This window comes from Streptomyces sp. CB02980 (assembly GCF_014451325.2).
Lineage (GTDB): Bacteria > Actinomycetota > Actinomycetes > Streptomycetales > Streptomycetaceae > Streptomyces.
This window is the reverse complement of sequence record NZ_JACSCH020000013.1, coordinates 81,191-106,190: the sequence shown is the minus strand read 5'-3', so window position 1 is coordinate 106,190 and position 25,000 is coordinate 81,191. Positions and strand designations below refer to the sequence as shown.

Sequence of the window (25,000 nt, the reverse complement as noted above, 5' to 3'; positions counted from 1 at the left end):
GCTTCATCCCAGGGCCATGGCGGCCGCGTACTCACGGCTCGCGGTGAGGACGTCGGCGAAGTAGCCGGGGACGTGGACCGACCCGACGACCAGGGCCCGGTCGAGGAGGGTGTTGCCGGTCTGACAGCTCGTCTCGGGCAGCAGGGCGCAGGCGTGGCAGGCGGCCCGGTTGAGGTTTCCGAAGCCCTGGCCCGTGTGCTCGGCGCACAGCGGGTCGGCGGAGCACCAGGCCGCCGCCTCCAGCATCCGGATGAGCGTCTCGGAGAAGTGCGGCTTCTCGCCCTGTCGGACCAGGCCGCCGAGGGTTCCTTCGGCATCGCCAGCGGCCGTGTAGATCAGCAGACCGTGCTGGCCGTACTCGGGGCGGCCGTAGACGCGCTCACGCAGGCTCGCGGTGGTGTAGCCGGAGTCGAACGACAGCTGGCGGATGAGCAGATGGGCGAGGGTGTGCAGGAGAAGGAATCGAGGGGAGAGCTCCGCTCCGACGGTCTCGGCGAGCTGTTCGTCGCGAAATGACTCATCGAGGTCCGCGCGGACCCCGTGGACGTGCGCCTGGACGCGCGGGTCGTTCTCCCAGGCGGTGAGACGCCGCTCGTCGAGAGTGAGGACGATGCCCTCGCCGTAGACCTCGGTCGCCGGCAGCCAGCGCAGCCGCCCACTGGTGTCGGCGGGAACGAGCGTGCCGTTCACCGAGTGGCGGCGGAACCCGGTGAGTGCCCGGACCTCGCGGAGCCGGTCGACAAGAACTACTCCGCCGACATGGGCGTCGAGGGTGGCCCACGGTTCCTCGGTCTCGCCGTCGAGGCCGAGACCGCCCCTGCGGACTGCGAACTCCTGGGTGGCTTCCGGGAGATGTTCGGCGTCGAAGGCGTGCCATTCGTCGCGGCTCAGGTCGATCTTCGAGGCCCCGGGCTGGGGAGCCGGCTGAGACGTCGGCGCACCCGTGGCCTCGGCGGCCAGCTGGTCGATGAGGCTGTCCGGGGCGTCGGTATCGGTCTTGATCATGGTGCGGAAGACCTCCGCCCGGTCCGTACCGAGCGCGCCGAGGTAGACCGCCCACAGACCGTGGCCGCGGACGGATTCAGAGGCGTCACGCTCCACCCGCGGGGGTTCCGCGGATCGCGGGATGTCGAGCGCCGAATAGACGACCGGGTAGTAGACGTTGCCGGCGGTGCGCTGCACGTTGTGGACCTGCTGGCCGCACGTGGCACGTTCGTCCCAGCGCTGCCAGGGGTTGCGGCCGGAGCAACGGCCGGCCTGGGGGCCGAGGATGTCGAGGAGGTCGCGCTCCGCGCCGCAGGTCCTGCCGGCCTCCCCGATCGCCCCGCAGCGTACCGAGAGCGCTTCGAGGCCGGAGGCCCGGTCGGCGACACGGAAGCTGAGACGGCGGGCCTGCCAGGCCTGCCTCTCCTCGGAACAGGCCGCCCGCTCCTCGGGCGTGAGCCTGGAGTGGGCCCAGTAATACCAGTCGATGTCGTCGAGGTGCCCGTCCGGGCAGATGCGGACGAAGCGCATCGGGGTGAGGCGGGGAGCGGCGGCGCACGAGGCGCATACGGGCGGCTCGCCGGGCTTCTCGTGCTCCCGCAGAAAGCGGACCATGGTCCGGCAGGCTCCGCAGAACAGCCAGCCGGGGAAGCGGACGTAGGGGACGCCGGGGCGAGCGGGGTCGTCGTACCGGTCGTTGAGGGTGTGGGGGGCCGCGAAGAACCCGTTGACTACGAGGCGTTTGGCGAGCCGTTCAGAGGTGACGGGGGTCTTGGTCTGCGGCCAGTTACCGGTTCCCGCGGCCACGAAGGACTCGCCCTGGACATCGATCACGGCTCCGACGCCGAACGGAAGCACGGTCTGCGCCTGGCGGACCCGGAGTCTACGCGTCACTTTCCCGCTCCTGTCACGGTGATCTGGCACTCCCGGTCGACGCTGCGCATGGAGTTGAGGGTCTCCCACAGGCCGTAGCGCTGCTCGAATGTCTTGAGCAGGTTGTACTGGCCCTTGCCCTGGCTGTGGTAGTAGAGGTCCTTGCCCTCCGCCTGGGCCCTGGCTGCTTCCCGGCACCAGTCGTCGAGGAGGTAGCCGAGATCGGCGCGGACCTCGGCACGGACCGCGTCGCCGTCGCGACCGGTGGCTCCGCTTTCGGCGATCGCGGCACGCCCGGCGAGGGCGTCGGCGATCCGGTCCGCCTCCGCCCGGTGGCCGGTGATGCGTCCGGCCTGATTCTCGGCGGACAGGCCGAGCCGGTGGCGGACCAGGACGACGAGCGTGGCGTGCAAGGCCCGCCGGCGGGCCGGTTCGGACCAGGGGGTGACGCTGGCGGGTTCGACGTATCGGTACAGCGCCCCGTGGTAGTCGATGAAGGTCTCGTAGTGGGATCGGTCACGCGGGCGGGTGGCGTTGAAGTAGGTGACGACCAGTCCTGGCACGTGGTGGCGGCCCACGCGGCTGGTGGCCTGGATGTACTCGGCGGTGGTCTTGGGCTGGCCCTGCATGAGCATGTAGGCGAGCCTCTTCACGTCGACGCCGACGGAGAGCATGTTGGTGCACGGCAGGAAGGACACGGCCTGTGAATCCGTCCAGGGCTTCTCCAGCCGGTCGAGGAGGATCGGCTGATCGGCGCGCGCCACCGTGCTGTCCAGTTGCTGGACGTCGGCGCCGCCGAGCGGACGGATGCCCATGCCCTCGTCGAGCCCCCGGAGCTGGGCGGGAATGTCGTCTCCCGCAGCAGTGACGGTCCGGCCGAGTTCCCTCAGGCTGTGGTGGTACGCGACGAGCGTCCAGTAGTCGTCACGATGCTCCTCGGGAAGCTGGTGGACGCCTTGCAGCATGGCGGCCGTGGTCGCGACGGCCCCGCGGCCCGCGGTGTGGCCCTGCGCCATCACACCGAGGTAGAGCCGGCCCGGACGGCCGGTGTCGGGGACGGCGAAGAAGCTGTCGTCGGCGTCGAGTCCCGGCGGCGGGAACAGCTGGACGTCCTGGTGGTGCAACGCGCGGACCTGCTCGGCCGACCGCCGGATGGTGGCCGTCGCGGCGACGATCTTGGGCGGGCGGCCGTCGGAACCGGTGCACAGTTCGAGAACGGCCGCCTCGTACAGACCCACGGTGGTGCCGAGCGGCCCGGTCAGGAGGTGCAGCTCGTCCTGGATGATCAGCGACGGCGGCGGATTGCCGGTGCCGGCGCCGAAGAGCCGGCCGGAGAGGGGTTCCCAGGCGAGCCGGGCGAACTTGTCTACCGTGCCGAGGACGAAGGTGGGCGGCTGCTCGTACAGGTGCTGATCGACGACGGCAACGGGCAGGACATCCCGGAAGGCGCACTCGTCCCGGGTGCAGTTGAACGCGAAGGTGTCCGCCTCGGCCTTGATCCCGTAGTCGGAACGGACGGCGGAATGGGTCGGCGGCATGATGCGCGTACCGCACCAGGGACAACGATCGAGAATGAACACGTCCCCGGGGTGGCTGGCGTCACGCTGCTGGCCGAAAGCGTCCTTGGCCGCCTGGAAGCTGTTGGGGGTGGTGGTGTCCCCCACCCACAGACCCACGGTGATGGGCTCGTCCCCGAGGCCGAGTCCCGGTGCACTACGCCGGAGATACTCCAGCGCGCAGACCGTGGTCGCCGCCCGCTGGAACTGCTGGGTGGTCAGCAGGCTGAGGGTGTAGCGACTGAGCACAGTGGTTCCGCCGCCCTCGCCCCTGATCCGGCGCAGCGCGACGGTGAACGCGGCAAGCAGCAGGTACGCCTCCGTCTTGCCACCGCCGGTGGGGAACCAGATCAGATCCGTGGCCTCACGATCACGGTGACCGGGATCGGCGACACCGTCGAGCGCAAGGAGGAAGAAGGCGAGCTGGAACGGCCGCCAGGCCGCCGTGGGGTCGACGGGCGGGTCGGCGGCAACGGAATCCGACCTGAGCCACCGTCGTCCCGCCTGGTCCGGGGCGGAGTGCCGCATCTGCAGCAGCATGGCCCGCTGGGCGATGCGAAAGGCGTCCAGGAGTTCGGGCCGGTCCGGGTCGCACAGGGTACGCACCCCCGCTTCGATACGGATGACGGCCTGACGCACCCGGCCGAGGACCCGTTCCGCGGCCTCCTGTCCCCAGGTCGGAACCTCGACGGATCGCTGGCCCACATACCAGGCGTGGTAGGTGGCGGCGAACTCCGCAAGCTCCTCCCGCAGTTGGTCGCCGCTCACGGCGGGGTCGGCGAGGTGGGAGATCGTGAGTACGGGGGCGTCGAGCGGGCCTCCGGCCCGGACGGCGGGCACTTCGGCCTGTGGCAGGGCTTCGCAGACCAGGGTTTCGACGTCATCGTGGTCGCCGGCCTCTTCGCGGACGGCGCAGCCATGACCGACGGCATGGGTGACGATCCGCCGGTACTGCAGGCGAAGTTCGCGTTCTTCGGGATCGCGGCTGGCCAGCCGGACACTGGGGTAGGGCAGCACGGTGCCGTCGACGGGACGGACCGTGAGACGGCACTGGAACAGCATGTCGTCCCAGCTGGGCGTCTTGCCGTCGGAACCGTCGTGACGCGCCTTGTTCACCAGGGCCACGGTGACGAGTGAGCCGTCGCCGTACGGACGTCGGCGCAGGCGGAGCTCCGCACGGCCGTCGAGAACGGTCACGGCCTGCCGGTCGGGGCCGACGGTGTGCGTCTCGGCAGGAAGGGGCAGCCGCTGCCAGCGGCGTCCACGGCCGGGATCGTTCCGCTGCGTCTCGTAACGGGCGGCCGCACAGGTCACCTCGATCTCCGCGGCAGCGGTGTAGAAGCTGAGCCCGAGGGATGCGGGGAGCCAACTGTTGGTCTCGGGAACGGGATCGGCGGCGGGGTTCGTGTCCGAGGAGGCCTGCTCGACCCCCGGCGCCTCGGGATCGTCGGCCGCGCGCGCGAGCTGCCGCTGGAGGTCCGCCTGCTGCGGATAGAGCGTCCCCATGAGGTACTGCCGGTCGGGCGGCGCGTCGAGCACCTCGCCCTCTCCGCCGGCGGGGCCGACGAGCTGGCGGGTGAGGTAGTCGACCAGCTCCTGGCGCGGGTCCATGTACGGCTTCCTTCGGATCTGGGTGTGTAAACGGCGAGGGCGGGGATTCGGCGTGGGTTCAAGGCCGACGAGGAATGACTCCCCTTTGGATCAGTCGCTGCTTGAAGACCGGTTTGGCCTTTGACTCGATCTGCCGGATGCGCTCACGCGTCACCTTGAAGACCCCACCGAGTTCCTCCAGAGTGGCGGGCTCGCCACCGTCGAGACCCGACCGCCGTACAAGGATGTGGAACTCGCGCTCGGTGAAGCAGACCAGTACCTCCTCGACCGTTTCGAAGAACTCCTTGCGCAGCAGCACGGTGCAGGGGTCGGGAAGCCGACTCGGGCCGATGATCAGGTCGCCGAGAGCCGTGTCGTCGCCGATGATCCGGTGCAGGGAGTCGGTGGGTCGGCTGATTCTGCGGGCCTCTTCCACGTCAGCAAAGGTGAAACCCGTCGCGTAGGCCACGTTCTCGATGGTCCTGGGCCGTCCCTCGTTCAGGAGTTTGCGCTCGGCCCTGGCGACCTTGCTCACCTTCTCGTGCACTTGCACGGGCAACCGGATCAGAGTGCCTTCGTCTGCTATGGCCCGGGTGATGTGCTGCCTGATCCACTGCGTCGCGTATGTCGACAGCTTGTAGCCCTTGGTGGCGTCGAACTTACGGACCGCGCGCATCAACCCGATGGAGCCGTGCTGTACGAGGTCTTCAATGTCCAGCCCTCGCCCCTGGTAGCTCTGCGCGACCTTCCACACGAGCCGCACGTTATGCAGGACGAGGCTTTCGTGAGCGCGCCACTCGTCACTGCCGTACGACAGGGCGGCGATCTCCTCCTTCGGTATGTCCCGCGCGAGGTCCCCAACACCGCAGCGGAGCAGAACGGCAAGGCCCACCTCTTCCTCCGCTTTGAGCAGACGCGTCTTCGGATCGCGCAGCCACCGGTCCTCCTCCAACACCACCCTGGCGGCCTGGACGGCTTCCCACAGCGAGGAGTCGCCCGCGGACATCCCGGGCCCCATGGGCTTCTTCCGGGCCTCGGCGGCCTGGCCCGGTCCCGCAGCCGCACCGATCGGCCGCGGCCGGTTGATCGGGAAGTCGACGCTCAACTCCCGTGCTTCGGCAGGGCCGAGCCCATGGAGCCGTACCACTCCGTCGTGGGCGAGCCTGCTGACACGGCCGTCGGCGTCGGCGTAGCGTCCAAGCATCTTTCGTGCCAGCGCCAGGCGCCAGGCTGCCTCAGAGGCGATCGGGCCCGGTCCGGGGGTGAGGATCCTCCCTGCGGAGGGCTGCCCGGGCACGTCCACCTCCCGCGTCCGGGGCTTCACGCGGAGACCGACACCTGCCAGCCCCGTACGAAGCCTCCGTCGCTGCTCATCAGTCGTGAGTCCGAGCCGCTCCGCCTCCTTCACGAAGGACCTCTGAGTGATGACCCCGCCACGCGACGCACAGCGCCGCAGCCTCTCGATCACGGCGGGCAACTCCGCCTCGATCGTGCGGCGTTCCGCTCCCGACATCACCGGTTCCCCACCCATAACGCCCCCACCTCACGACCGCGTGCCGGTTCCGTCCGGAAGTGCCGCAGACATAACCGAAGCCTAGACTCGGTACGTTTACACCGTCAACATGTTGCCCAAATCTGTGTACTGGCTAGTAGGGGTATCTTGACAGTGTCAACAGGTAGGCTGTGCGATGTTCTCGCAGGCCCGCCCCGGGAAGGTCGTTCCATGTCGCAGCCCCAGCACCTCCTCGGTACACCGGAGTTCCGCATCAAGCTCCTCAAGGGCGGCGGAGTGGCATACGGCCATCTCCTCACCGAGTTCGGCGGCAACGGCACACACAAGTTCCTTCTGCGCCAGGGTTCGTCGGTGGCCGCCGATGCATGGCCCGGGCTGGGCGACCACGCGCGCCGCTCGCGCGCGGAACTCCGTGCGAGCGGCGCACTCGCCGACCCCCCGGCGGCGCTCGGCCTTCCGGACGTACCCGCGCACTGGGTGGCGACCCGGGACATCACCTGCAACTCCTCGTCCGCGGCGGCCGGGCTGGTCTACGGGTACGACGCCTCCGGGCCCGAATCCTGGCGGACCGCCGAGGGTCATCCGCTCGCCGACTACCTCTCCACCGGCTGGCGGGCACCGCGGAAGGCCTGGCTGGTGCGCGGTTCCAACGTGTCGGGGCACAACCTGGTTCGGCAACTGTGGCTGCAGGAGGGGCTCGTCTCGCTCTCCGGGGCCCACCTGCCGCCGCTGGAGGAGGGTGACCCGACCAAGAGCGCGCTGCGCCGCTACGTCGAGGACGGTTACGAGGGGGCGGCCTCGTACAACCAGAAGCGCGGCCTCGTCGACGAACTCCATGGCTTCCTCACCCAGATGCGGGTAGGCGACACGGTGGCGACCATAAGCGACGGACAGCTGCACGTCGGCCGGATCGCCGGGAATGCCGTACAGACCGCATCCCCGGGCGGGTTGTCGAATCTGCGGCGCCCCGCCTCCTGGCAGCCGAACAGCCACGCGTACGAGGAGCTCCCCGAAGAAGTGCAGCAGAAGCTGTCGGTACAGCACGATGTCGTCGACCTCACCGGTGTCCTCGAAGTGCTGGACGGACTGACCGGGCCCGCCGGCGCGGGCGAGGGCATCTCTTCCGCCATGCCGTCGCCCGTCGAGGGGCAGGCGCAGCGGGAACTGACCCTGCCGAAGGTCACGGACGGCCTGACGGCCGAACTGCTCGTCCACGACCGGGCATGGCTGGAGGAGGTACGCGAACTCCTCATCGAGGAACGCCAATTGGTTCTGTACGGTCCGCCCGGTACGGGCAAGACGTATCTGGCCATGAAGCTCGCGGAGCATTTCGGCGGAGGCCCCGAGCAGGTCAAGATCGTCCAGTTCCACCCGTCCTACGCCTACGAGGACTTCTTCGAGGGGTTCCGCCCCGTGGAGGACCCCGAGACCCGGGACGTGGCCTTCCGTCTGACGGCTGGACCGCTCCGAGAGCTCGCGGACCTCGCCTCCCGCGAGGGCAACCGGCACATCCCCCACTTCCTGATCATCGACGAGATGAACCGCGCCAACCTCGCGAAAGTCTTCGGCGAGCTGTACTTCCTGCTCGAGTACCGCAAGCGGTCCGTCCGTCTGACCTACTCGGGGGACGACTTCGGGCTGCCGCCCAACCTCTTCGTGATCGGCACCATGAACACCGCCGACCGGTCCATCGCGCTGGTGGACGCGGCCATGCGCCGCCGGTTCGCCTTCGTGGAACTGTCACCTCGTACCGAGCCGACCGCCGGCCTTCTCGCACGCTGGCTGAAGCGCGAGGGCAAGGACGGAGAACCCGCCCGTCTCCTCGACGCCCTCAACGCCCTCATCAACGACCCCGACTTCGCCGTCGGCCCGTCGTACCTGATGAAGCCGGGTGTGGACCGTGACGGCGCCCTCAGCCGGACGTGGCGCACGAAGATCCTGCCGCTCCTGGAGGAGCACCACTACGGCGAGGGACTTGATGTCGCCGCCCGCTACGGCCTCGACGCCTTGCGGAGGAACCTCACATGAGTCCGGAGGAGGTGTCGTTGCGCGAGCACGGACCCGCCGTCTCCGTACCTCTTGACGCCCAGGTCGGCCGGGCCCTTGCCCGTGCCGGCATTCTTCGGAGCGCCACTCCTGACCCCGGCCGGGACGGCCACTGGCTCCTGAGGGCGGGGAGCAACGTGGGCGCGGTACGAATCCCCGACGGTCCCGTCCTGCGGATCACGCCCAAAACGGCTGTGAGCAGGCTCTTCTTCCTGCTCGGTTTCAGTCTCGACCCGGCCCGGGCCTGGCGGGACAGCGGGGAGGGCACCGTCGACACCGGGGGGTACGACGACGTCGTACCCGCGCTCGCGCACGCCGTGGAGCGGCAGATCGAAGCGGCCCTGCGGCAGGGCGTCCTCCAGGGGTATCGCAGCGTGGAAGAGTCCGCGCTGTTCGTGCGGGGACGGATACGCGAGGCGGATCAGATCCGAAGACATTTCGGCCGGACACCACCCGTCGAGATCAGCTACGACACGTACACGGCCGACACCGCCGAGAACCGCATCCTGCGCGCCGCCGTCGACCGACTGCTCCGCCTGCCCGGGGTGACCGTGCCCGTCCGGCGGCGTCTCGCCCGTCAGCGCCTGCGTCTCGCCGATGCCATGCCGCTGACCCGGGGCCGGGAACTGCCCCGATGGCAGCCCTCCCGCCTCAACGCCCGTTATGAGCCGGCACTGCGGCTCGCCGAGGCCGTCCTGCGCGGCTCATCGCCGGAGCACCGGCCAGTCGGGGCCGTCCCGCTCTCACTGGACGGCTTCCTGTTCGACATGAACAGGTTGTTCGAGGACTTCGTCACCGTCGGACTGCGCGAGGCCCTGCGGGAGTACGGCCTGAACGCGCGCCTGCAGGATCCCCACCACCTCGACACCGCCAAGCGCGTGGGCATACGCCCCGACCTCGTCGTGCGCACCCGGGACGGTCGCACTCCCGTCGCTGTCGTCGACGCCAAGTACAAGCTCGAAAAGGCCGATGGCCTTCTCAACGCCGACCTCTACCAGGCACTCGCCTACGCCACAGTCCTCGGGCTGCGCGAGGCTCACCTGGTGTACGCGGCCGGCCGGGAACCCGTGCGCGTCCATGAGGTGAACGGCGCGGGCATCCGGCTCTATCAACACAGCCTCGACCTCTCGCACCCGCCCGAAGGACTCGTGTCGGCGCTGAATCGCATCGCCCTGCAGCTGGTCGGGACCGCGCCACATCCTTGATCATGAACCATCGTCAGGCAGACACGGGAGGACCTCATGCCCCGGCTCGCTTTCGCCCAGAGCTTCTGGGACGGCTACGAGACCTTGGAAAAGCCGGTTCGCGCCGGAGTGCGCAAGGCCATGGCGAAGTTCCAGGCCCTGAGTGCGGCAGAACTCAACGCGGACAAGGGACTTCATCTGGAGTCCGTGGAGAAGGCGCGTGACACACGGATGCGAACCATCCGCATCACCGACTTCTGGCGGGGCGTCGTGCTCGCTCCCGATGACGGCAGCGATGTGTTTCTCCTGGTCAACGTCCTTCCGCACGACGACGCCTATACCTGGGCCGCGAAGCGTCTGTACAGCGCGAACTCCGCGACGCGGGCGCTGGAGGTGCGCAACGCCGTCGCCCTGGACGAGCTGACGCCGCACTACGAGACGGCGGCGCGCCGGGCTCCCCAGCTACTGTTCACGAAGGTCTCCGACGGAACCCTCCGCGAGCTGGGCGTCGACGACCAAGTACTGCGCGCCGCCCGCTCGCTGGTGGACAAGCAGCAGCTCGACGCCTTCGCCACGCTTCTGCCGGAGGACCAGCTGGAGGTTCTCCAGTACCTCGCCGAAGGCTTCAGCCCCGACGAGGTGTACCGGGACGTCGTGGCCGTCCGCCGGCCCGCGGACGCACCGGCCGAACAGGTCGAGGACCTGGCCACGGTGATCGCCAACACCACCGCCCGCATCCGGCTGGTCACGGGGCCGCAGGAGTTGGAGGAGGTTCTGGAGAAGCCGTTCGAGGCCTGGCGGGTCTTCCTCCACCCCTCCCAGCGACGCGTCGCCTACCGCACTTCGTACGGTGGCCCCGTCCAGGTCACCGGCGGACCCGGAACGGGCAAGACAGTGGCCGCCCTCCACCGGGTGCGGCATCTCCTCGGCCGGTCCGCGGACAGCCGCATCCTGCTCACCACTTACACGAACGCGCTCGCCACCGGACTGCGCGACATGCTCGGTCTGCTCCTCGACGATGACAAGAAGGCACTCGCGCGGGTGGACGTGACGACGGTCGACGCCTTCGCGAACGGCGTCGTGCGGACGACGTCGGCTACAGCGCCCAAACCGATCGGGGACCGGGAGCAGCGGCAGTTGTGGGAGAAGACGGTCAAGCAGCTCGGTCTGCCGTTCACCGCGCAGTTTCTGGCGCAGGAGTACCGCCACGTCGTCCTCGGCCAGAACCTGCGTGATCTCGACGCGTACCTCGGCGCGAGCCGCCGCGGCCGTGGCACCGGCCTCGGCCCCGCGCGCCGCCGCGACGTGTGGAGATGCGTGGAATGCTTCGAACAGCTCTTGCGTGACCGGGGTGAAACCACCCACCTGCGGATCTGCGCACGTGCGGCGGAGATCCTCACGGCCGAGCCGGCGCCGTACACACACGTCGTGGTCGACGAAGCACAGGACCTGCATCCCACGCAGTGGCGGGTGTTGCGCGCCGCCGTTTCCCCGGGCCCCGACGACCTGTTCGTCACCGGCGACCCTCATCAGCGGATCTACGACTCACGGGTCTCGCTCGGCTCCCTGGGCATCGCCACCGCGGGTCGCAGCTTCCGGCTACGCGTCAACTACCGTTCCACCGAGGAGATCCTCACCTGGTCCGCAGGGCTCCTCGCCCCCGTCACGGTGGACGCCCTGGAGGGCGAAGGTACGGACTCGCTGACCGGGTACCGCTCCCTCCTGCACGGGAGCCGCCCTCGGCTGCAGGGGTACGCGACGCGGGCGGAGGAGACAGAAGCCCTGGTGGAGCAGGTCCGGTCGTGGGTCGCGGAAGGACTCGCCCACCACGAGATAGGCGTCTGCGCACGCTTCAATCTCTCTCTCGACGCCGCTGAGGAGAAACTGAGGGCCGCCGGCATCCCGGCTGTGCGGGTCAAGGGACAGCTCCCGCACAGGGCCGAGGGCGTGCGGCTGGCGACCATGCACGCGATGAAGGGGCTGGAGTTCCGGGCGGTTTCCGTCCTCGGTGTCAGCGCCGGCACCGTCCCGTTCACCCGCGAGATCACGGCCCAGGAGTCGGACCCCCTCCAGCACGAGGCCGACCTGCTTCGCGAACGCTGCCTGCTCTTCGTCGCCTGCACGCGCGCTCGCGAAGCCCTTGCTGTCACATGGAGCTCCGATCCGAGCCCGTTCCTGTCCCTCTCGGGCGGCTCCGCCTGACCCACGCCGGTGCGCGGCGCAGCCGCGGCCTCACGCCACCCCTCATTCCTCGGGTGCCAGTCCCCCCGTGGCCAGACCGTCCCTTGCAAGATCGGCAAGCTGTCTGCTCAGTTCGCCGATCTCGCGCATGTCCTGCTCGAACGCGGACAGGGAGCGGAAGGCGGAACCGTAGCGACGCTGCTCGTCGATGCCCATCCGGGGGATACGCGCGCCGCGCGTGTCGAGGCGGTAGGTTCCACTGGTGCTCGTGGACCGGCGGGCGTTCACGGAACTGCGCAGAAATCCCTGCAGGTAGTCCGTGTCGAGCTGATCGCTGGCCGAGACCGGCTCCGATTCCTCATAGCTGACCAGTCCCGCCCGAGCGAGATCCGCGACGCTGGTGGTCGCGCCGTCCAGCGAACCAGGCCCACCGCCCGCCTCCAACTCGGGCAGCAGAGCGGCCAGGCGGCGGATTCGTTTCTGCATTTCCTTGCGCAGCACGGAGTACTCCCCGGGGTAGTCACGGTGCCGGGACCGAAGGTGCGTGCCGGGGGTGAGATCGACGGTGTCGTCGAGGAGTTCGATCAACGGCACATCGGCGACCTGATCGGGGCGGGGATCCAGGCTGCCGTCCGGACTGTTTCCGGTCAGATCGACCATCCGCACTGTGTGACTCGTCTCCGCGTTCCCGGAGCCCTCGGGGCGCTGAAGGCACCATACGTGCACGGGCAGAGAGTGCGAGGTGGCGGCTCCCGGCGGGAGGGCCACCACTTGCCGCAGGATGCCGCGGCGCACGAGCTCCGAGCGGATACGACGTCCTGCCTTGCGATAGGCGACCGAGGCCGGCATGACCATGAGAACGTGACCGCCCGGCTCGGTATGCGCGTACGCATGTTGCAGCCAGGCAAGCTCGCCTTCGGCCTTGGACGGTGTGCCGAGCTCCCAGCGGGAGTCGAGCAGCAACTCCTCCCGTCCCCACTCGGTGACGCCGGCAGGCGGGTCGCACACCACGAGGTCTGCCCTGAGGTCCCGCCACGCGTCCGCACGCAGGGAGTCCCCGTCCACGACGGTGACCCTTGTCCGCCCCAGGAGGTCGGCGCGGAGCTGCGCGAAGCGAGCGCTGTCGGCATCCGCTTCCTGGCCACAGAAGCGCGTGCCCGCTCCCGAAGCCACAGACAGGAGCAGCACTCCGATCCCACAAGCGGGGTCGAAGACCGTCGCATCCGAAGGGAGTTCGGGTGCGAAGCGGCACACGGCACGCACGATACGTTCGGGGGTGACCTGATCCGATCCCGCCCGCCGTGCCGAGTCCACGAACCGTTCGGTCAGTCCGTTGACAAGGTCGACAGGTGCCTCGCTACGGACGAGCCGCCGCACATGGGCCATCACCTCGTCCGGCAAGCCGGGCGACGGCGCCCCGGCCAGTGCCGCGGCCACCTCCGCCAGACCTGCAACGATCTGCTCTCCGTAAACGGCCCGAAGGGCTTGCCACAGCTCGACCTCGGGCGAGATCTCCTGCCCCTTGCGCTGCTTGTCCAGCCAGGCCTGGACCTCGACAAGCGCAAAGAGCGGGCTGTTCGCGCCACCTCCCGCCGGTGCGGGGAAGTCGTCATAGCGCCGTCGCCAATTGGAGACAGCCGCCCGGGTGACACCGGCCAATCGAGCGATCTCGGCTCCGGTGACCAGGGCGCCGACCGATGTAGCGGCATTCTCTGTCATAGCCACAGCGTACACGCGTAGCCGGAAGCACTCCAGAGTCAAGTCCGTTGACACCGTGCACATGCTTATGCCAGCATTCTTCGTGTACAACCTGCCCTGTCCGGCCGCACCGCGAGGGCATGTCCGCGTCCGCTGCGCCTTTCTCGCCCTTGTTTCACGGAGACCCACCATGACCACGAGCACCGAAGTGCGCACCATCTACCGGTTGAGCAGCGTCACTCCCACGCCGGAGGCCATGCTGGACGTCTTCGACGCGGCGTTGCTTGACCGGCGCGGAGCGGACGTGCACTTCCCCGACCTGATCGGCGTTCCCGCCGTGTACATCACCTGCGGGATGGAGAGCACCGAAGCCTCGTGGTGTGCCCCCATGGCGCGCACGACCGGGATCGAGGTCACCGAGAGCGTCCGCCGGACGGCCGCAGTACTTCTCCTCGCCGTCGACGGCACGGTGTACGGCATCGGCTGCGACCAGGGGTACAGGCTGATCCCCGATCACCTCAAGGACAAGCGCTTCGGTCTCTCCTTCGTCATCCGGCAGATGGATCCCGCCATGGTGCGCGGCGCGGTCTCGAAGACGCTCGGGCAGGCGCGTACGGACATCTCCCTGGTTCCCGGTGGCGCACCCGTCCCTCTCCTCGGCATCCGCGACCACTCGCGCATCGTGCGGAGCCTGGGCGGATACCTCGACGGGGTGCCGCTCACCCGCTCCCGCTACTCACGGGGGAAGGCCGTCAGTGCCCAGGGTGGATGCGGACTGAAGATCGCCTTAGGGATCGAACCCGGCGAGCTGATCTCCGACCTGCGGGCCGTCGCCGCCATCTGTCGCGAGGACGTCCCTCACCAGGAGCTGGAGTTCGTCGATCGCATCGTGCCGGTCGACGACTCCCCGACCACCGAGGCCCTCGAACGGGCACTGGACGAACGTCTCGGTCTACCCGCCGACGAACGGATCACCGTCGCTGCGCCCTCCGATCACCAGGAGGCGTACGCAGAGGCCACCACGTACCTCACCCGGATCAACAGCACGGACGCCCGGCACACCGACGGCTTCGACCTCGGCTACGTACTGGAACGGGCCCGACTGACGCCGTCCGGCCGACGCCTCGCAGTACTGCGCGAGGGGACCGTCACCCTGGCCCGGGACCGACGGGCGAGGGCAGTCGACACGCTCGCTGTCACCGACGCGCTGTCATGGCTGGAGGCCGAGGTCTCCCTCGGTCCCCGACGCTTCTTCCTACTGGACGGCGAGTGGTACGAGGTCGGAGTGGCCTATGTGGAGGAGAGCCGGGCCGCCGTCGCGGCCCTTCTGCCTCGCTCGCCCTCCGTCGCACTGCCGGCCTGGGACAACGGCGAGTCCGAGAACACCTACAACAACAGGGTGGCGGACGAGCGGCCGGGCTGGCTCTGCCTCGACACCAAGAACATCACCAATCCCCTCCGGAGCACGGACCAGGTCGAGATCTGCGACCTTCTCGTGCCCGACGGGACGCTGGTCCTGGTCAAGCGAGCAGGCGGTTCCGGTCCGCTGAGTCACCTGTTCAGTCAGGCCAGGGTGGCAGTGGAACTCCTCCAGGAGTCCGCCCAGGTCCGTGCGCAGTTCACTGCTAAGGTCGCCCGCCTCAGCAAGGGCAAGTTGGTGCTTCCTAGGGACTTCACGCCCAAGCGGATCATCCTTGCCATGCTGCTCAAGAACCGCGACAGCCTGACCCCAGAGTCAATCTTCGGCTTCTCCCAGATCACCATCGCACAGACCGCGAAGGCCCTGGCAGCCCGAGGAGTGACTGTCGAGGTCATCGGCATCCCGGAAGGCGGCACCGAATCAATTCCCCTGCCTTCCCTCGGGCATCCGTGCGGGGGTGACCGGCTGAGCGTCCCGGACGCCGGTTCGGGATGACGGTCATACCGACCGGGACATCTGAGCACGTCCGAGGAACCCGGTGAGGCCCGACGGCAGCTGACCGGACCCAACGAGACCTGAGGCCCCCTCGCTCTTCATGAGCTAGGGAGTCTTTCGCACGGGGTGTCAGGAGGCTGCTGGGGTGCTCGGGTCGCGGTACGGCGCGCGGGTCGCCAGGCGGGTGAGGAGGGAGGTGCGGTGGTCGGGGGTGGTGGCCAGGTCTAGGGCCGTCCAGGCCATCGCGAGGCCGCCGTCGAGGACCGCGCGGTCGGCCTGCGGGGTCGTGCCGTACCGGGTGAACTCGGGGTTGTGCATGATCGTGTCGCCGCAGTCGTAGCCGATCATGGGGTGGATGGTCGGGACGTGGTGCGAGACGTTGCCCATGTCGGTGGAGCCGCCGCGGATAGAGGGGTCCTCGGCCTTGGCGTCGCGGCCCAGCGCGCGGGCAGCGGCGAGGTAGCTGCGGCCCATGGCGAGGTCCTGGCGGAGGTCGGCGTAGTCGTTGCCGACGGGCTGCAGGGCGAGTTCGGCGCCGGTGGCGAGGGCGCCGGCCTCGAAGCAGGCGCGGACGCGGGCCTGGAGCTCCCGGAGTTCCTCGCTGGTGCCGGCGCGGCAGTCGTAGTCGGCAGTGGTGCGAGCGGGGATGACGTTGGCGGCCTCGCCGCCGGAGGTGACGAAGCCGGAGACGACGGTTCCGGGCCGCATCTGCTGGCGGTACGCGGCGATGGCGACCTGCGCGATCATCATCGCGTCGGCGGCGTTGACGCCGCGCTCGGGCATGGCCGCGGCGTGCGCGGCGCGGCCCGTGTAGCCGACCTGCCAGCTGCTGATGGCCAGCGAGCTCATGCCGACGGAGTCCGAGGGCGCGGCGTGCACCATCATCGCGGCAGCGACGTCGTCGAACGCGCCGCCGCGCAGCATGTCGACCTTGCCGCCGCCGGACTCCTCCGCCGGGGTCCCCAGGAACTGGACGGTGATGCCGAGTTCGTCGGCCAGCGGTGCGAGCGCGAGGGCCGCGGTGACGGAGGCGGCGCCGTTGACGTTGTGCCCGCAGGCGTGGCCGATGCCCGGCAGCGCGTCGTACTCGGCGCAGATGCCGATGACCAGGTCGCCGCTGCCCGCGGTGGCGGTGAACGCCGTCGGCAGGTCGCACACGCCGCGGGTGACGTCGAAGCCGGCGGCCTCGACGAGGTCGGTGATCCGGCGGGCGGCGCGGTGTTCCTCGTAGGCGAGTTCGGGGTCGGGGCGTGCAGCTGGTGGCTGAGGGCGAGGACGTCGTCCCGGCGCCGGGTCACGACGTCGCGGGTGCGTGCCCGGAGCAGGTCGAGGAGGGTGGTCGCGGTGGTGGTCATGAGCGGGCCTCGCGGTCCTTCGACGTGCGGTAGAGGAGGGAGAGCGCGGCGCCGGCCAGGGAGACGACCGCGCAGATCGTCCAGGAGGTGGTGTAGGCGCCGAGTTCAGGCAGGGTCTCGCCCGCCGGGGTGCGGGCGGCAAAGACGGTGAGGACGATCGCGGCACCGACGGAGCCGCCGACGTTGATGAGGAGTTCGTTGATTCCCGAGCCGACCGACGTCCGGTCGTGCGGGACGGACTCGACGGCGAGGGTACGGGTGGAGTGCTGGAGGAGACCGATGCCGAGCCCGGCGACGGCGGTGCCGGTGAGGAACAGCGGCATCGAGCCGTGCCAGGCCAGGGAGGCGAGGTAGCCGGCGGCCATGAGCAGGGAGCCGGTGGCCAGGGTGACTCGGTCGGAGATCGCGGCGGCGACGGCGGGCGCGGCCAGGGCTCCCGCCGCGATGGCGAGGAGGTTGGGCAGCATGGCGAGGCCGGTGGCGAACAGGTCGAGGCCGAGGCCGTAGCCGTGTTCGGCCGGGCCGGTGCCCATGAACACGGGGTTGGCGACCTGGAGACCGATCAACGGGATGGTGAACGTGACGGTCACGAGGGAGACGGTGACGACGTTGCGGCGCCGGAACATGCGGACGTCGATCACCGGTTCGGCGGTCCGCAGCTCGACGAGGACCCACAGTGGCCGTCCGCTGTGCTCCCGGCCGCGTGCACGACACCGCGCTGGCCCTCGCCCGGCGGCCCGAGGCGCGGTCCGTGGAGGTCGCCACCGGCGCGCTCGACGTCTTCGCCGAGCTGATCGTGCCCGACCACGACGCCCTGCTCACCCTCGTCGACGCGGGGCTCGGGAGGCTCGACGGTGTCGTCGACATCCACTCCTCGGTGGTGCTGCGGCTACTCCTCACCACTAGCGACTGGGCCCCCTACGACGACGAGCCCACCGTCGTACGTCGCCACGCCGTCGAGGGCCGGCCCCTGCCCGAGCCGCCGGTGGTGGACGAGCTCGACCGGCGCCTGGTCGCGCTCCTCCACCGCGATGCCCGGATGTCCACCACCCGGCTGGCACGCGAGCTCCGGGTCGGCGAGACCACCGCGCGCCGCCGGTTGGGCCGGTTGATGGCCTCCCACGTGCTCCACCTGCGGCTGCACGCGGAGCCGGAGGTACTCGGCTACCCCGTCGAGGCGCGGTTCCGGCTGGCCGTCGGGCACGCCCGCCTCGATGCCGCGATCCGCCGCCTGGCCGAGGAGCCGGCCGTCCGCCACCTCGTGGTCACGACCGGCACGACCGCCCTCCTCGGCTACTCGAGCCACCGTTCCACCCGGGATCTGCACGACATCACCACTCGTGTCCTCGGCTCGCTCGACGGCGTCACGTCGGCGGATGTCGCCGTGCTGATGCGTACCTACAAGCGCGCCGGGTTCGAGTCGGGGTCCTAGGGGAGGCCGGTCGGCCTCAGTGACAGCCGGTCGTCCGGCCGTGGTGGCTCAGCCGCCCACGCCCGGTCCCACCCCGCCCTTGAGGCGTTCGATGTCGGAGGCGCGGACCTGGATCACGAAGATGGCGATCAGCGCGCCGACCACGGCGAAGATCGCCGCTGTGACGAAGCCCGCGGAGACGCCGGAGGTGAGTACCTCGTCGCCCCAAGGGGGTGGCAGCTGGCCGGTTCTGGCGAACTGGGCCTTCTCTAGTGGGCCCGCCTGGGCGAGGAACGCGGGGACCTGGGTGTCGGCCTCGTTGCGGCTGGCCGTGCCGAAGACCGTCACCAGGATCGACAGGCCGAGCGAACCGCCCACCTGTTGCGTCGCGTTGAGCAGGCCGGAGGCGGCGCCCGACTCCTGGGGTTCGACGTTCGACAGCGCCATGATGGTCAGGGAGACGAACATCAGACCCATGCCGAGGCCGAAGACGAGGATCGGTCCGAGGATGCTTCCCAGATACGTGGAGTCGACGTCGGTGAGTGTCAGCCAGGACAGGCCGGCTGCGGCGAGGATGGAGCCCACCACCATGAACGGTTTGGGTCCGTACTTGGGCAGCAGGGTGGAGGTGAATCCGGCGCCGACCGCGATGATGGCGCTGATGGGCAGGAAGGCGAGCCCGGCGTCCAACGGGCTGAAGCCGAGGACCTGTTGGACGAACAAGGTCAGGAAGAAGAACATCCCGAAGATCGCCGCCGCCAGGCAGAGCATGATCGCGTAGGTGCCCGACCGGTTGCGGTCCGCGAACATGTGCAGCGGGGTGATGGGTTGCTGGGAGCGCCGCTCGATCAGGATGAACAGGCCCAGGAGCACCACCGCGGCACAGAACGAGCCGATCGTGTACGGGTCGCGCCAGCCCTCCTGGGCGGCGCGGATGAATCCGTACACCAGCGCCACCATGCCGAGCGTCGAGGTCAGCGCGCCGGTGAGGTCGAAGTGGCCGGGGTGCCGCTCGGACTCCTTGACGTGGCGCGGGGTGAGGAACGCGATCAGCAGGGCGATCGGCACGTTGACGAAGAAGATCCAGCGCCAGTCGAGCCATTGGACGAGCATGCCGCCCGCGACCAGACCGATCGCGCCGCCGCCGGCCGAGACGCCGGCGAAGACGCCGAAGGCCCGGTTGCGCTCCGGGCCTTCGTCGAACGTCGTGGTGATCAGGGAGAGCGAGGTCGGGGAGGCTATCGCGCCGCCGACGCCCTGGAGGGCGCGGGCCGCGAGGAGTTGCCACTCGCTCTGGGCGAGTCCGCAGAACAGTGAGGCCAGTCCGAAGAGCAGCACGCCGAAGATGAACACACGCCGCCGGCCCAGGATGTCGCCGGCGCGTCCGCCCAGCAGGAGCAGACCGCCGAAGGTCAGGGTGTAGGCGTTGACGACCCAGGACAGGCTGGTGGTGGAGAAGTCCAGCGCGGTCTGGATGTGCGGGAGCGCGATGTTCACGATGGTGATGTCGAGGACCACCATCAGCTGACACGAGGCGATCACGAACAGGGCGATGCCCTTGCCGTCCTTGCCGCTCTTGCGGGGGGCGGTCGCCGTCGGAGTCTTCGGCTCGGGGGTTCTACTCATGGCAGTTCATGGCGCATCGCGCCCTCACCTGACGGGTCCGTGGGCCGGTCAGTCCACCTTTCGACATTAAGCCCGGCCCACGCGGGTGACCAGTTGATCAATCGCGGGTGACCCGTTGATCAATGGGGGGACGGTTCGTCCAGGACCGCGAAGCCGTCCAGCTCCACCCGGGCCTGCTCGTCCCAGAGCCGTACGACTCCGATCACGGCCATCGCCGGGTAGTCGCGGCCCGCCAACCGCCGCCAGATCCCCCCGAGTTCGGGTGCGTGCGCGCGGTAGTCGTCGACGTCGGTGGTGTAGACGGTGACGCGTGCGAGGTCGGCCGGTGTGCCGCCGGCGTGGCGCAGGGCGGTGAGCAGATTGGCGAGCGCGGTGGTGAACTGCTCGGCCAGGGTGTCCCCCACGACGACGCCCTCGCTGTCGAGGGCGGTCTGACCGGCGAGGAAGACCAGCCGGGTGCCGGTGGCGGTGACCGCGTGGGAGAAGCCGGTGGGCGGGGCGAGTTCGGCGGGGTTGTGCCGGTGCAGGCTCATGGGGTCGGCTCCTCCTGGCGGGAGTGGGACCGTCGGTGGGACGCGTACAGCTCCTTGGCGATGATCGTGCGCTGGACCTCGGTCGCCCCCTCGTAGATACGGGGTGCCCTCACCTCACGGTAGAGGTGTTCGAGGAGGTGGCCGCGCTGGAGGGCGCGGGCGCCGTGGAGTTGGACGGCGGAGTCGACGACGTACTGGGCGGTCTCGGTGGCGAGGAGTTTCGCCATGGCGGAGCGCCGGGGCACGTCCGGGTCGCCGTCGTCGTACGCGGTGGCCGCCGCGTAGACGAGGAGGCGGGCGGCCTCGGTTCGGGTGGCCATCTCGGCGATCCGGTGCGCGACGGACTGGAGGTCGGCGAGGTGTCCGCCGAAGGCGGGGCGGTCCGCGGTGTGGGCGAGGGCCGCGTCCAGGGCGGCCTGGGCCATCCCGACGGCGAAGGCCCCGACGCTGGGCCGGAAGAGGTTGAGGGTGTTCATGGCGACCCGGAAGCCCCGGTCGGGTTCGCCGAGCAGGTCGTCGGGGCCGACGGGGACGCCGTCGAAGGTGAGGGTGCCGAGGGCGTGCGGGGCGAGCATGTCGAGGGCCTCGCCGCCGAGTCCTGGCCGGTCGGCGGGGACGAGGAAGGCGGTGACCCCGCGGGCTCCGGCGTCCGGGGTGGTGCGGGCGAAGACGGTGGCGAAGTCGGCCTCGGGGGCGTTGGAGATCCAGCGCTTCTCGCCGTGCAGGCGCCAGCCGCCGGCTCCGTCGGGGCGGGCCTCGAGGGCCAGTGCGGCGGCGTCGGAGCCGGCGTCCGGCTCGGAGAGCGCGAAGGCGGCGACGGCGCGTCCCGCGGTGGCCTCGGGGAGCCAGCGGGCGCGCTGCGCGGGGGTGCCGAAGGCGGCGACGGGGTGGGTGCCGAGGCCCTGGAGGGCGAGGGCGGTCTCGGCCTCGGTGCAGGTCCGGGCGAGGGATTCGCGCAGGAGGCAGAGTTCGAGGGCGCCCGCGTCGAAGAGCCGGGCGAGGAGGCCGAGCTCGCCGAGGGCGGCCACGAGGGGGCGGTTGACCCGGCCCGGTTCGCCCTTGTCCGCGAGCGGCTTCAGGCGTTCGGCGGCGAGGGTGCGGAGCTCCGCACACCAGGTGGTCTGTGCCGGATCGAGCGAGAATGCGGGCATGTGGGCCCTCTCTGACGCCCTCGGGCGTCTTCGTCCCCGCGCCGGGCGGCGTGCCTGTGCCGCCCGGTGCGTGCGTCCCTGCGCCGTACGGCGTCCGCGCGCCGTACGGTGCCTTCGTCAGGGTGCTCGCAAGCACCCTTGTCGCGAACCGTTGACTGCCGTCACCAACACGATACGCTCGTGGAGCGACGGTCGACCCCACCACGACAGGGGGACGGACTCATGGAGCTGACACCCTCGGCCCACCTCGACACCTTCGCCCGTGACCGGCTGCCTCCGCCGGACCGGTGGCCGCGTCTCCTCTTCGACCTCCCCGAGCTGGTGTATCCCGACCGGCTCAACTGCGGCGCCGAGCTCCTCGACGGTACGGCGGAACGATTCGGCGCCGACCGGCCCGCCTTCCACGACGGCGACGGCGGCGTCTGGACCTACGGAGAGCTCCAGGACCGGGTGGACCGCATCGCCCATGTCCTCACCTCCGACCTGCGGGTCCGGCCCGGCAACCGGGTCCTCCTGCGCGGCCCCACCACCCCGTGGCTCGCCGCCTGCTGGCTCGCCGTGATGAAGGCCGGCGCGGTCGCCGTCACCGTCCTCGCCCAGCAGCGCGCCCCCGAGCTGGCCACGATGGCCGACGCGGCCCGCTGCACCCACGCCCTCTGCGACGTCCACACCCTCGACGAGCTCCTCGCGGCCCGGATACCGGGGCTCCGCGTCACCCCCTTCGGCGGGGACGGCCCGGACGACCTGATCGCCCTCGCGGCCCGCCGCCCCGGCCCGTACACGGCGGTGGAGACGGCCGCCGACGACGTGGCCCTCATCGCCTTCACCTCCGGCACGACCGGGCGGCCCAAGGGCTGCGTCCACTTCCACCGGGACGTCCTGGCCATCGCCGACACCTTCTCCGCGCACGTCCTGCGCCCGCTGCCCGACGACGTCTTCGCCGGTTCGCCGCCGCTCGCCTTCACGTTCGGCCTCGGCGCGCTCGTCGTCTTCCCCCTGCGGGCCGGGGCGAGCGCGGTCCTCCTCGAACAGGCCGGACCCAAACAGCTGCTCGCCGCGATCGAGCGGCACCGGGTCTCGGTGCTCTTCACCGCCCCGACGGCCTACCGGGTCATGCTCGACGAGCTCACCCAGGGCACGGCCCCCGATCTGGGCTCCCTGCGGCGCTGTGTGTCGGCCGGGGAGAACCTGCCGGAGACCACCTGGAAGGCCTGGTACGCGCGCACCGGTCTGCGCCTGATCAACGGCATCGGCGCCACCGAACTCCTGCACATCTTCATCTCCGCCTCCGACGGCGACATCCGCCCCGGCGCCACGGGCCGCCCCGTCCCCGGCTGGCAGGCCAGGATCGTCGACCACGCGGGCAAGGACGTCCCGGACGGCGAGGAGGGGCTGCTCGCGGTGCGCGGCCCGGTCGGCTGCCGCTATCTGGCCGATCCCCGCCAGACGGAGTACGTACGGGAGGGCTGGAACGTCACGGGCGACACGTACGTCCGCGAGCCCGACGGCTACTTCCGCTACGTCTCACGCGCCGACGACATGATCATCTCGGCCGGGTACAACATCGCGGGACCCCAGGTCGAGGAGGTGCTCCTCGACCACCCCGACGTGGTGGAGACGGCGGTCGTGGGCCGCCCCGACGAGCTGCGCGGTCAGGTCGTCGTCGCCTACACGGTGGTACGGGACGGGGTGCCGCGCGACGCGGGCACCGCCGCCGCGCTGCGGGCCTTCGTCCGCGCCAGGCTCGCCCCCTACAAGTCGCCCCGCGAGATCGTCTTCCTGGACGCGCTGCCGCGCACCCCCACGGGAAAGCTCCAGCGGTTCCGGCTGCGCGCCCCGGCGTGACGGCCGTCCCGACCCCGGTGGCGGCCGGCCGGCCCCGGCCGTCCCGCCCGGACTCCCCCGCCCGTCCCGGACTCCCCCGGCCCGGCTCCCCCACCCGGCCCCGCCCGACCCGGCCCGACCGGCGCACCACCCTCTAAAGTGATCACGTGGCCGAGCAGCACACCCCCCGATCCCTGATCGTCTCCCTCTACGGCGCGTACGGCCGTGCGCCCGACGGGTCGCCGATGCCGGTGGCCGCGCTCATCCGGCTGCTCGCGGTCCTCGGGGTCGACGCGCCCTCGGTGCGCTCCTCGGTGTCGCGGCTGAAGCGGCGCGGACTGCTGCTGCCGGGCCGGACGGCCGACGGGGCCGCCGGATACGCCCTCTCGGACGACGCCCGCAGGCTCCTGGACGACGGCGACCGCCGGATCTACGCCCGTACCGAACCCAAGCTCTCCGAGGGCTGGGTCCTGGCCGTCTTCTCGGTGCCGGAGGCCGAGCGGCACAAGCGGCACCTGCTGCGCTCCCGGCTCGCCCGCCTGGGCTTCGGCACGGCGGCGCCCGGCGTCTGGATCGCACCCGCGCGGCTGTACGAGGAGACCCGGAACGCCCTGGAGCGCCTGGAGCTCTCCCCGTACGTGGACCTCTTCCGGGGCGACCACCTGGGGTACGCGGCGACGGCCGGGGCGGTGGCCCGCTGGTGGGACCTGCCGGCCATCGCCCGGCTCCACGAGGAGTTCCTGGCGGCCCACGAACCGGTGCTGCGGGCCTGGCGGACGGCCCGGGCGGGCGCGGAGGCGCCGGCGGGCGGCGAGAACCCGGCGGGCGCGGAAGCCCCGGGAGGCGCCGAGGAGGCCTACCGTGACTATCTGCTCGCCCTGGACTCCTGGCGCCGCCTGCCCTACGCGGACCCGGTGCTCCCGGCCGAGCTCCTGCCCGACGACTGGCCGGGCCGGCGCTCGGCGGAGGTCTTCGCGGCCCTGCACGAGCTGCTGCGGGACCGCGGCGCGGAGTTCGTCCGCCCGTACGTGTCCGGGCCCGCGAACGGGGCCGGGTCCGGGAACTAGTCCCGGGGCCGGGACCGTACCGCCAGGGCCCGGAGCAGGCAGGCGAAGCCCACCGTGGTCAGGATCGCGCGGACCAGGTTCCACGCCACCCAGGGCCCTTCGAAGGCCGCCCGGGCGGCCGTGGGGTCCTTGGCCGCGGCGAGCGCGTCGTTGAGGGGTACGTTCGCCGCCGAGGTGACCAGGAAGACCGCCACGGAGAGGACGAGTGCGGCGAGCGTCCAGATCCGCGCCCGGGTGGCGCGGTGCTGCCAGGCGGCCACCGCCGCGAGGATCGTCGCGCCGAAGAACGGGGTGAAGAAGAGCGGGTTCTGGATCACCTCGTTGATGTTCCGCATCACTTCGACATAGACCCGGTCGTCGCTCCTTGCCAGTGCCGGCATCACCGAGCACACGTACGCGAACCACACCCCCGCGACCAGTCCGGTCGCCACCGTCGCCGCGCCGAGGACCGCCCCGGCACCCTTCCCACCCCGCTGCTCTGTCATGTCCCCAT

At 70.5% G+C, this 25,000-nt stretch carries 16 protein-coding genes and 1 pseudogene; 7 read left to right on the top strand and 10 right to left on the bottom strand.

Annotated features, from left to right (window positions below; translation table 11 throughout):
* Positions 1-3: 3 nt before the first annotated feature.
* Genes drmB through E0F75_RS25685 form a run of 3 tightly spaced genes read right to left on the bottom strand, consistent with a single transcriptional unit; the run spans position 4 to position 6,471 of the window.
* Positions 4-1,878, bottom strand: a complete 1,875-nt coding sequence (drmB, locus tag E0F75_RS25695) for a DUF1998 domain-containing protein (RefSeq protein ID WP_229312992.1) — start codon at positions 1,876-1,878, stop codon at positions 4-6.
* The gene (locus E0F75_RS25690) at positions 1,875-5,024 is read right to left on the bottom strand and encodes a helicase-related protein (RefSeq protein ID WP_229312984.1); all 3,150 of its coding nucleotides are present in this window, start codon (positions 5,022-5,024) and stop codon (positions 1,875-1,877) included. The genes drmB and E0F75_RS25690 overlap by 4 nt, the downstream gene beginning before the upstream one ends.
* Before the next feature lie 58 nt (positions 5,025-5,082).
* Positions 5,083-6,471 carry an RNA polymerase sigma factor RpoD/SigA gene (locus tag E0F75_RS25685; protein ID WP_229312982.1) on the bottom strand — a complete coding sequence of 463 codons (1,389 nt, stop codon included), beginning with the start codon at positions 6,469-6,471 and terminating at the stop codon, positions 5,083-5,085.
* A gap of 255 nt (positions 6,472-6,726) precedes the next feature.
* Between E0F75_RS25685 and E0F75_RS25680 the strand changes: the two genes are divergently transcribed.
* The 3 genes from E0F75_RS25680 to E0F75_RS25670 are packed head-to-tail and all read left to right on the top strand — an operon-like array spanning position 6,727 to position 11,948.
* The gene (locus E0F75_RS25680) at positions 6,727-8,544 is read left to right on the top strand and encodes an AAA family ATPase (RefSeq protein ID WP_229312980.1); all 1,818 of its coding nucleotides are present in this window, start codon (positions 6,727-6,729) and stop codon (positions 8,542-8,544) included.
* Positions 8,541-9,767: an McrC family protein gene (locus E0F75_RS25675; RefSeq protein WP_229312978.1), complete on the top strand. Its 1,227-nt coding sequence runs from the start codon at positions 8,541-8,543 to the stop codon at positions 9,765-9,767. Before E0F75_RS25680 ends, E0F75_RS25675 begins: the two co-directional genes overlap by 4 nt.
* Before the next feature lie 36 nt (positions 9,768-9,803).
* Positions 9,804-11,948 carry a UvrD-helicase domain-containing protein gene (locus E0F75_RS25670; protein WP_229312976.1) on the top strand — a complete coding sequence of 715 codons (2,145 nt, stop codon included), beginning with the start codon at positions 9,804-9,806 and terminating at the stop codon, positions 11,946-11,948.
* A gap of 42 nt (positions 11,949-11,990) precedes the next feature.
* Here the strand turns inward: E0F75_RS25670 and E0F75_RS25665 are convergent, their stop codons facing one another.
* Positions 11,991-13,646: an N-6 DNA methylase gene (locus E0F75_RS25665; RefSeq protein WP_229312968.1), complete on the bottom strand. Its 1,656-nt coding sequence runs from the start codon at positions 13,644-13,646 to the stop codon at positions 11,991-11,993.
* Positions 13,647-13,815: 169 nt separating this feature from the next.
* Here E0F75_RS25665 and E0F75_RS25660 point away from each other — a divergent pair, with 169 nt between their 5' ends.
* Complete coding sequence (locus E0F75_RS25660) at positions 13,816-15,540, top strand: TIGR04141 family sporadically distributed protein (RefSeq protein ID WP_229312966.1); 1,725 nt, start codon at positions 13,816-13,818, stop codon at positions 15,538-15,540.
* A 129-nt stretch (positions 15,541-15,669) separates the two neighbouring features.
* Here the strand turns inward: E0F75_RS25660 and E0F75_RS25655 are convergent, their stop codons facing one another.
* Both E0F75_RS25655 and E0F75_RS40460 read right to left on the bottom strand, forming a co-directional pair.
* The gene (locus E0F75_RS25655; protein WP_229313317.1) at positions 15,670-16,743 is read right to left on the bottom strand and encodes an amidohydrolase; all 1,074 of its coding nucleotides are present in this window, start codon (positions 16,741-16,743) and stop codon (positions 15,670-15,672) included.
* A gap of 148 nt (positions 16,744-16,891) precedes the next feature.
* Positions 16,892-17,596 (bottom strand): annotated as a pseudogene (locus tag E0F75_RS40460) (MFS transporter); the annotation flags it as partial.
* Here E0F75_RS40460 and E0F75_RS40455 point away from each other — a divergent pair.
* Positions 17,572-18,327 carry an Lrp/AsnC ligand binding domain-containing protein gene (locus E0F75_RS40455; RefSeq protein WP_229312962.1) on the top strand — a complete coding sequence of 252 codons (756 nt, stop codon included), beginning with the start codon at positions 17,572-17,574 and terminating at the stop codon, positions 18,325-18,327. The pseudogene E0F75_RS40460 and the gene E0F75_RS40455 sit on opposite strands and share 25 nt — an antisense overlap.
* A 48-nt stretch (positions 18,328-18,375) precedes the next feature.
* Here the strand turns inward: E0F75_RS40455 and E0F75_RS25640 are convergent, their stop codons facing one another.
* The 3 genes from E0F75_RS25640 to E0F75_RS25630 form a co-directional block, all read right to left on the bottom strand.
* Positions 18,376-19,932: an MFS transporter gene (locus E0F75_RS25640; RefSeq protein ID WP_229312960.1), complete on the bottom strand. Its 1,557-nt coding sequence runs from the start codon at positions 19,930-19,932 to the stop codon at positions 18,376-18,378.
* A gap of 119 nt (positions 19,933-20,051) precedes the next feature.
* A complete protein-coding gene (locus E0F75_RS25635) occupies positions 20,052-20,465 on the bottom strand; it encodes a RidA family protein (protein ID WP_229312958.1) in 414 nt (137 codons plus the stop codon).
* On the bottom strand, positions 20,462-21,616 hold the full coding sequence (locus tag E0F75_RS25630) for an acyl-CoA dehydrogenase family protein (RefSeq protein WP_229312956.1): 1,155 nt from the start codon (positions 21,614-21,616) through the stop codon (positions 20,462-20,464). The genes E0F75_RS25635 and E0F75_RS25630 overlap by 4 nt, the downstream gene beginning before the upstream one ends.
* Positions 21,617-21,838: 222 nt before the next feature.
* Between E0F75_RS25630 and E0F75_RS25625 the strand changes: the two genes are divergently transcribed.
* A complete protein-coding gene (locus tag E0F75_RS25625) occupies positions 21,839-23,461 on the top strand; it encodes an AMP-binding protein (protein WP_229312953.1) in 1,623 nt (540 codons plus the stop codon).
* 146 nt (positions 23,462-23,607) lie between these two features.
* Positions 23,608-24,507, top strand: a complete 900-nt coding sequence (locus E0F75_RS25620) for a PaaX family transcriptional regulator C-terminal domain-containing protein (protein WP_229312950.1) — start codon at positions 23,608-23,610, stop codon at positions 24,505-24,507.
* Here E0F75_RS25620 and E0F75_RS25615 read toward each other — a convergent pair.
* Entirely contained in the window at positions 24,504-24,992 is a 489-nt protein-coding gene (locus E0F75_RS25615) for a DUF1772 domain-containing protein (protein WP_229312948.1), read from the bottom strand. The two genes, E0F75_RS25620 and E0F75_RS25615, sit on opposite strands and share 4 nt — an antisense overlap.
* Positions 24,993-25,000 lie beyond the last annotated feature (8 nt).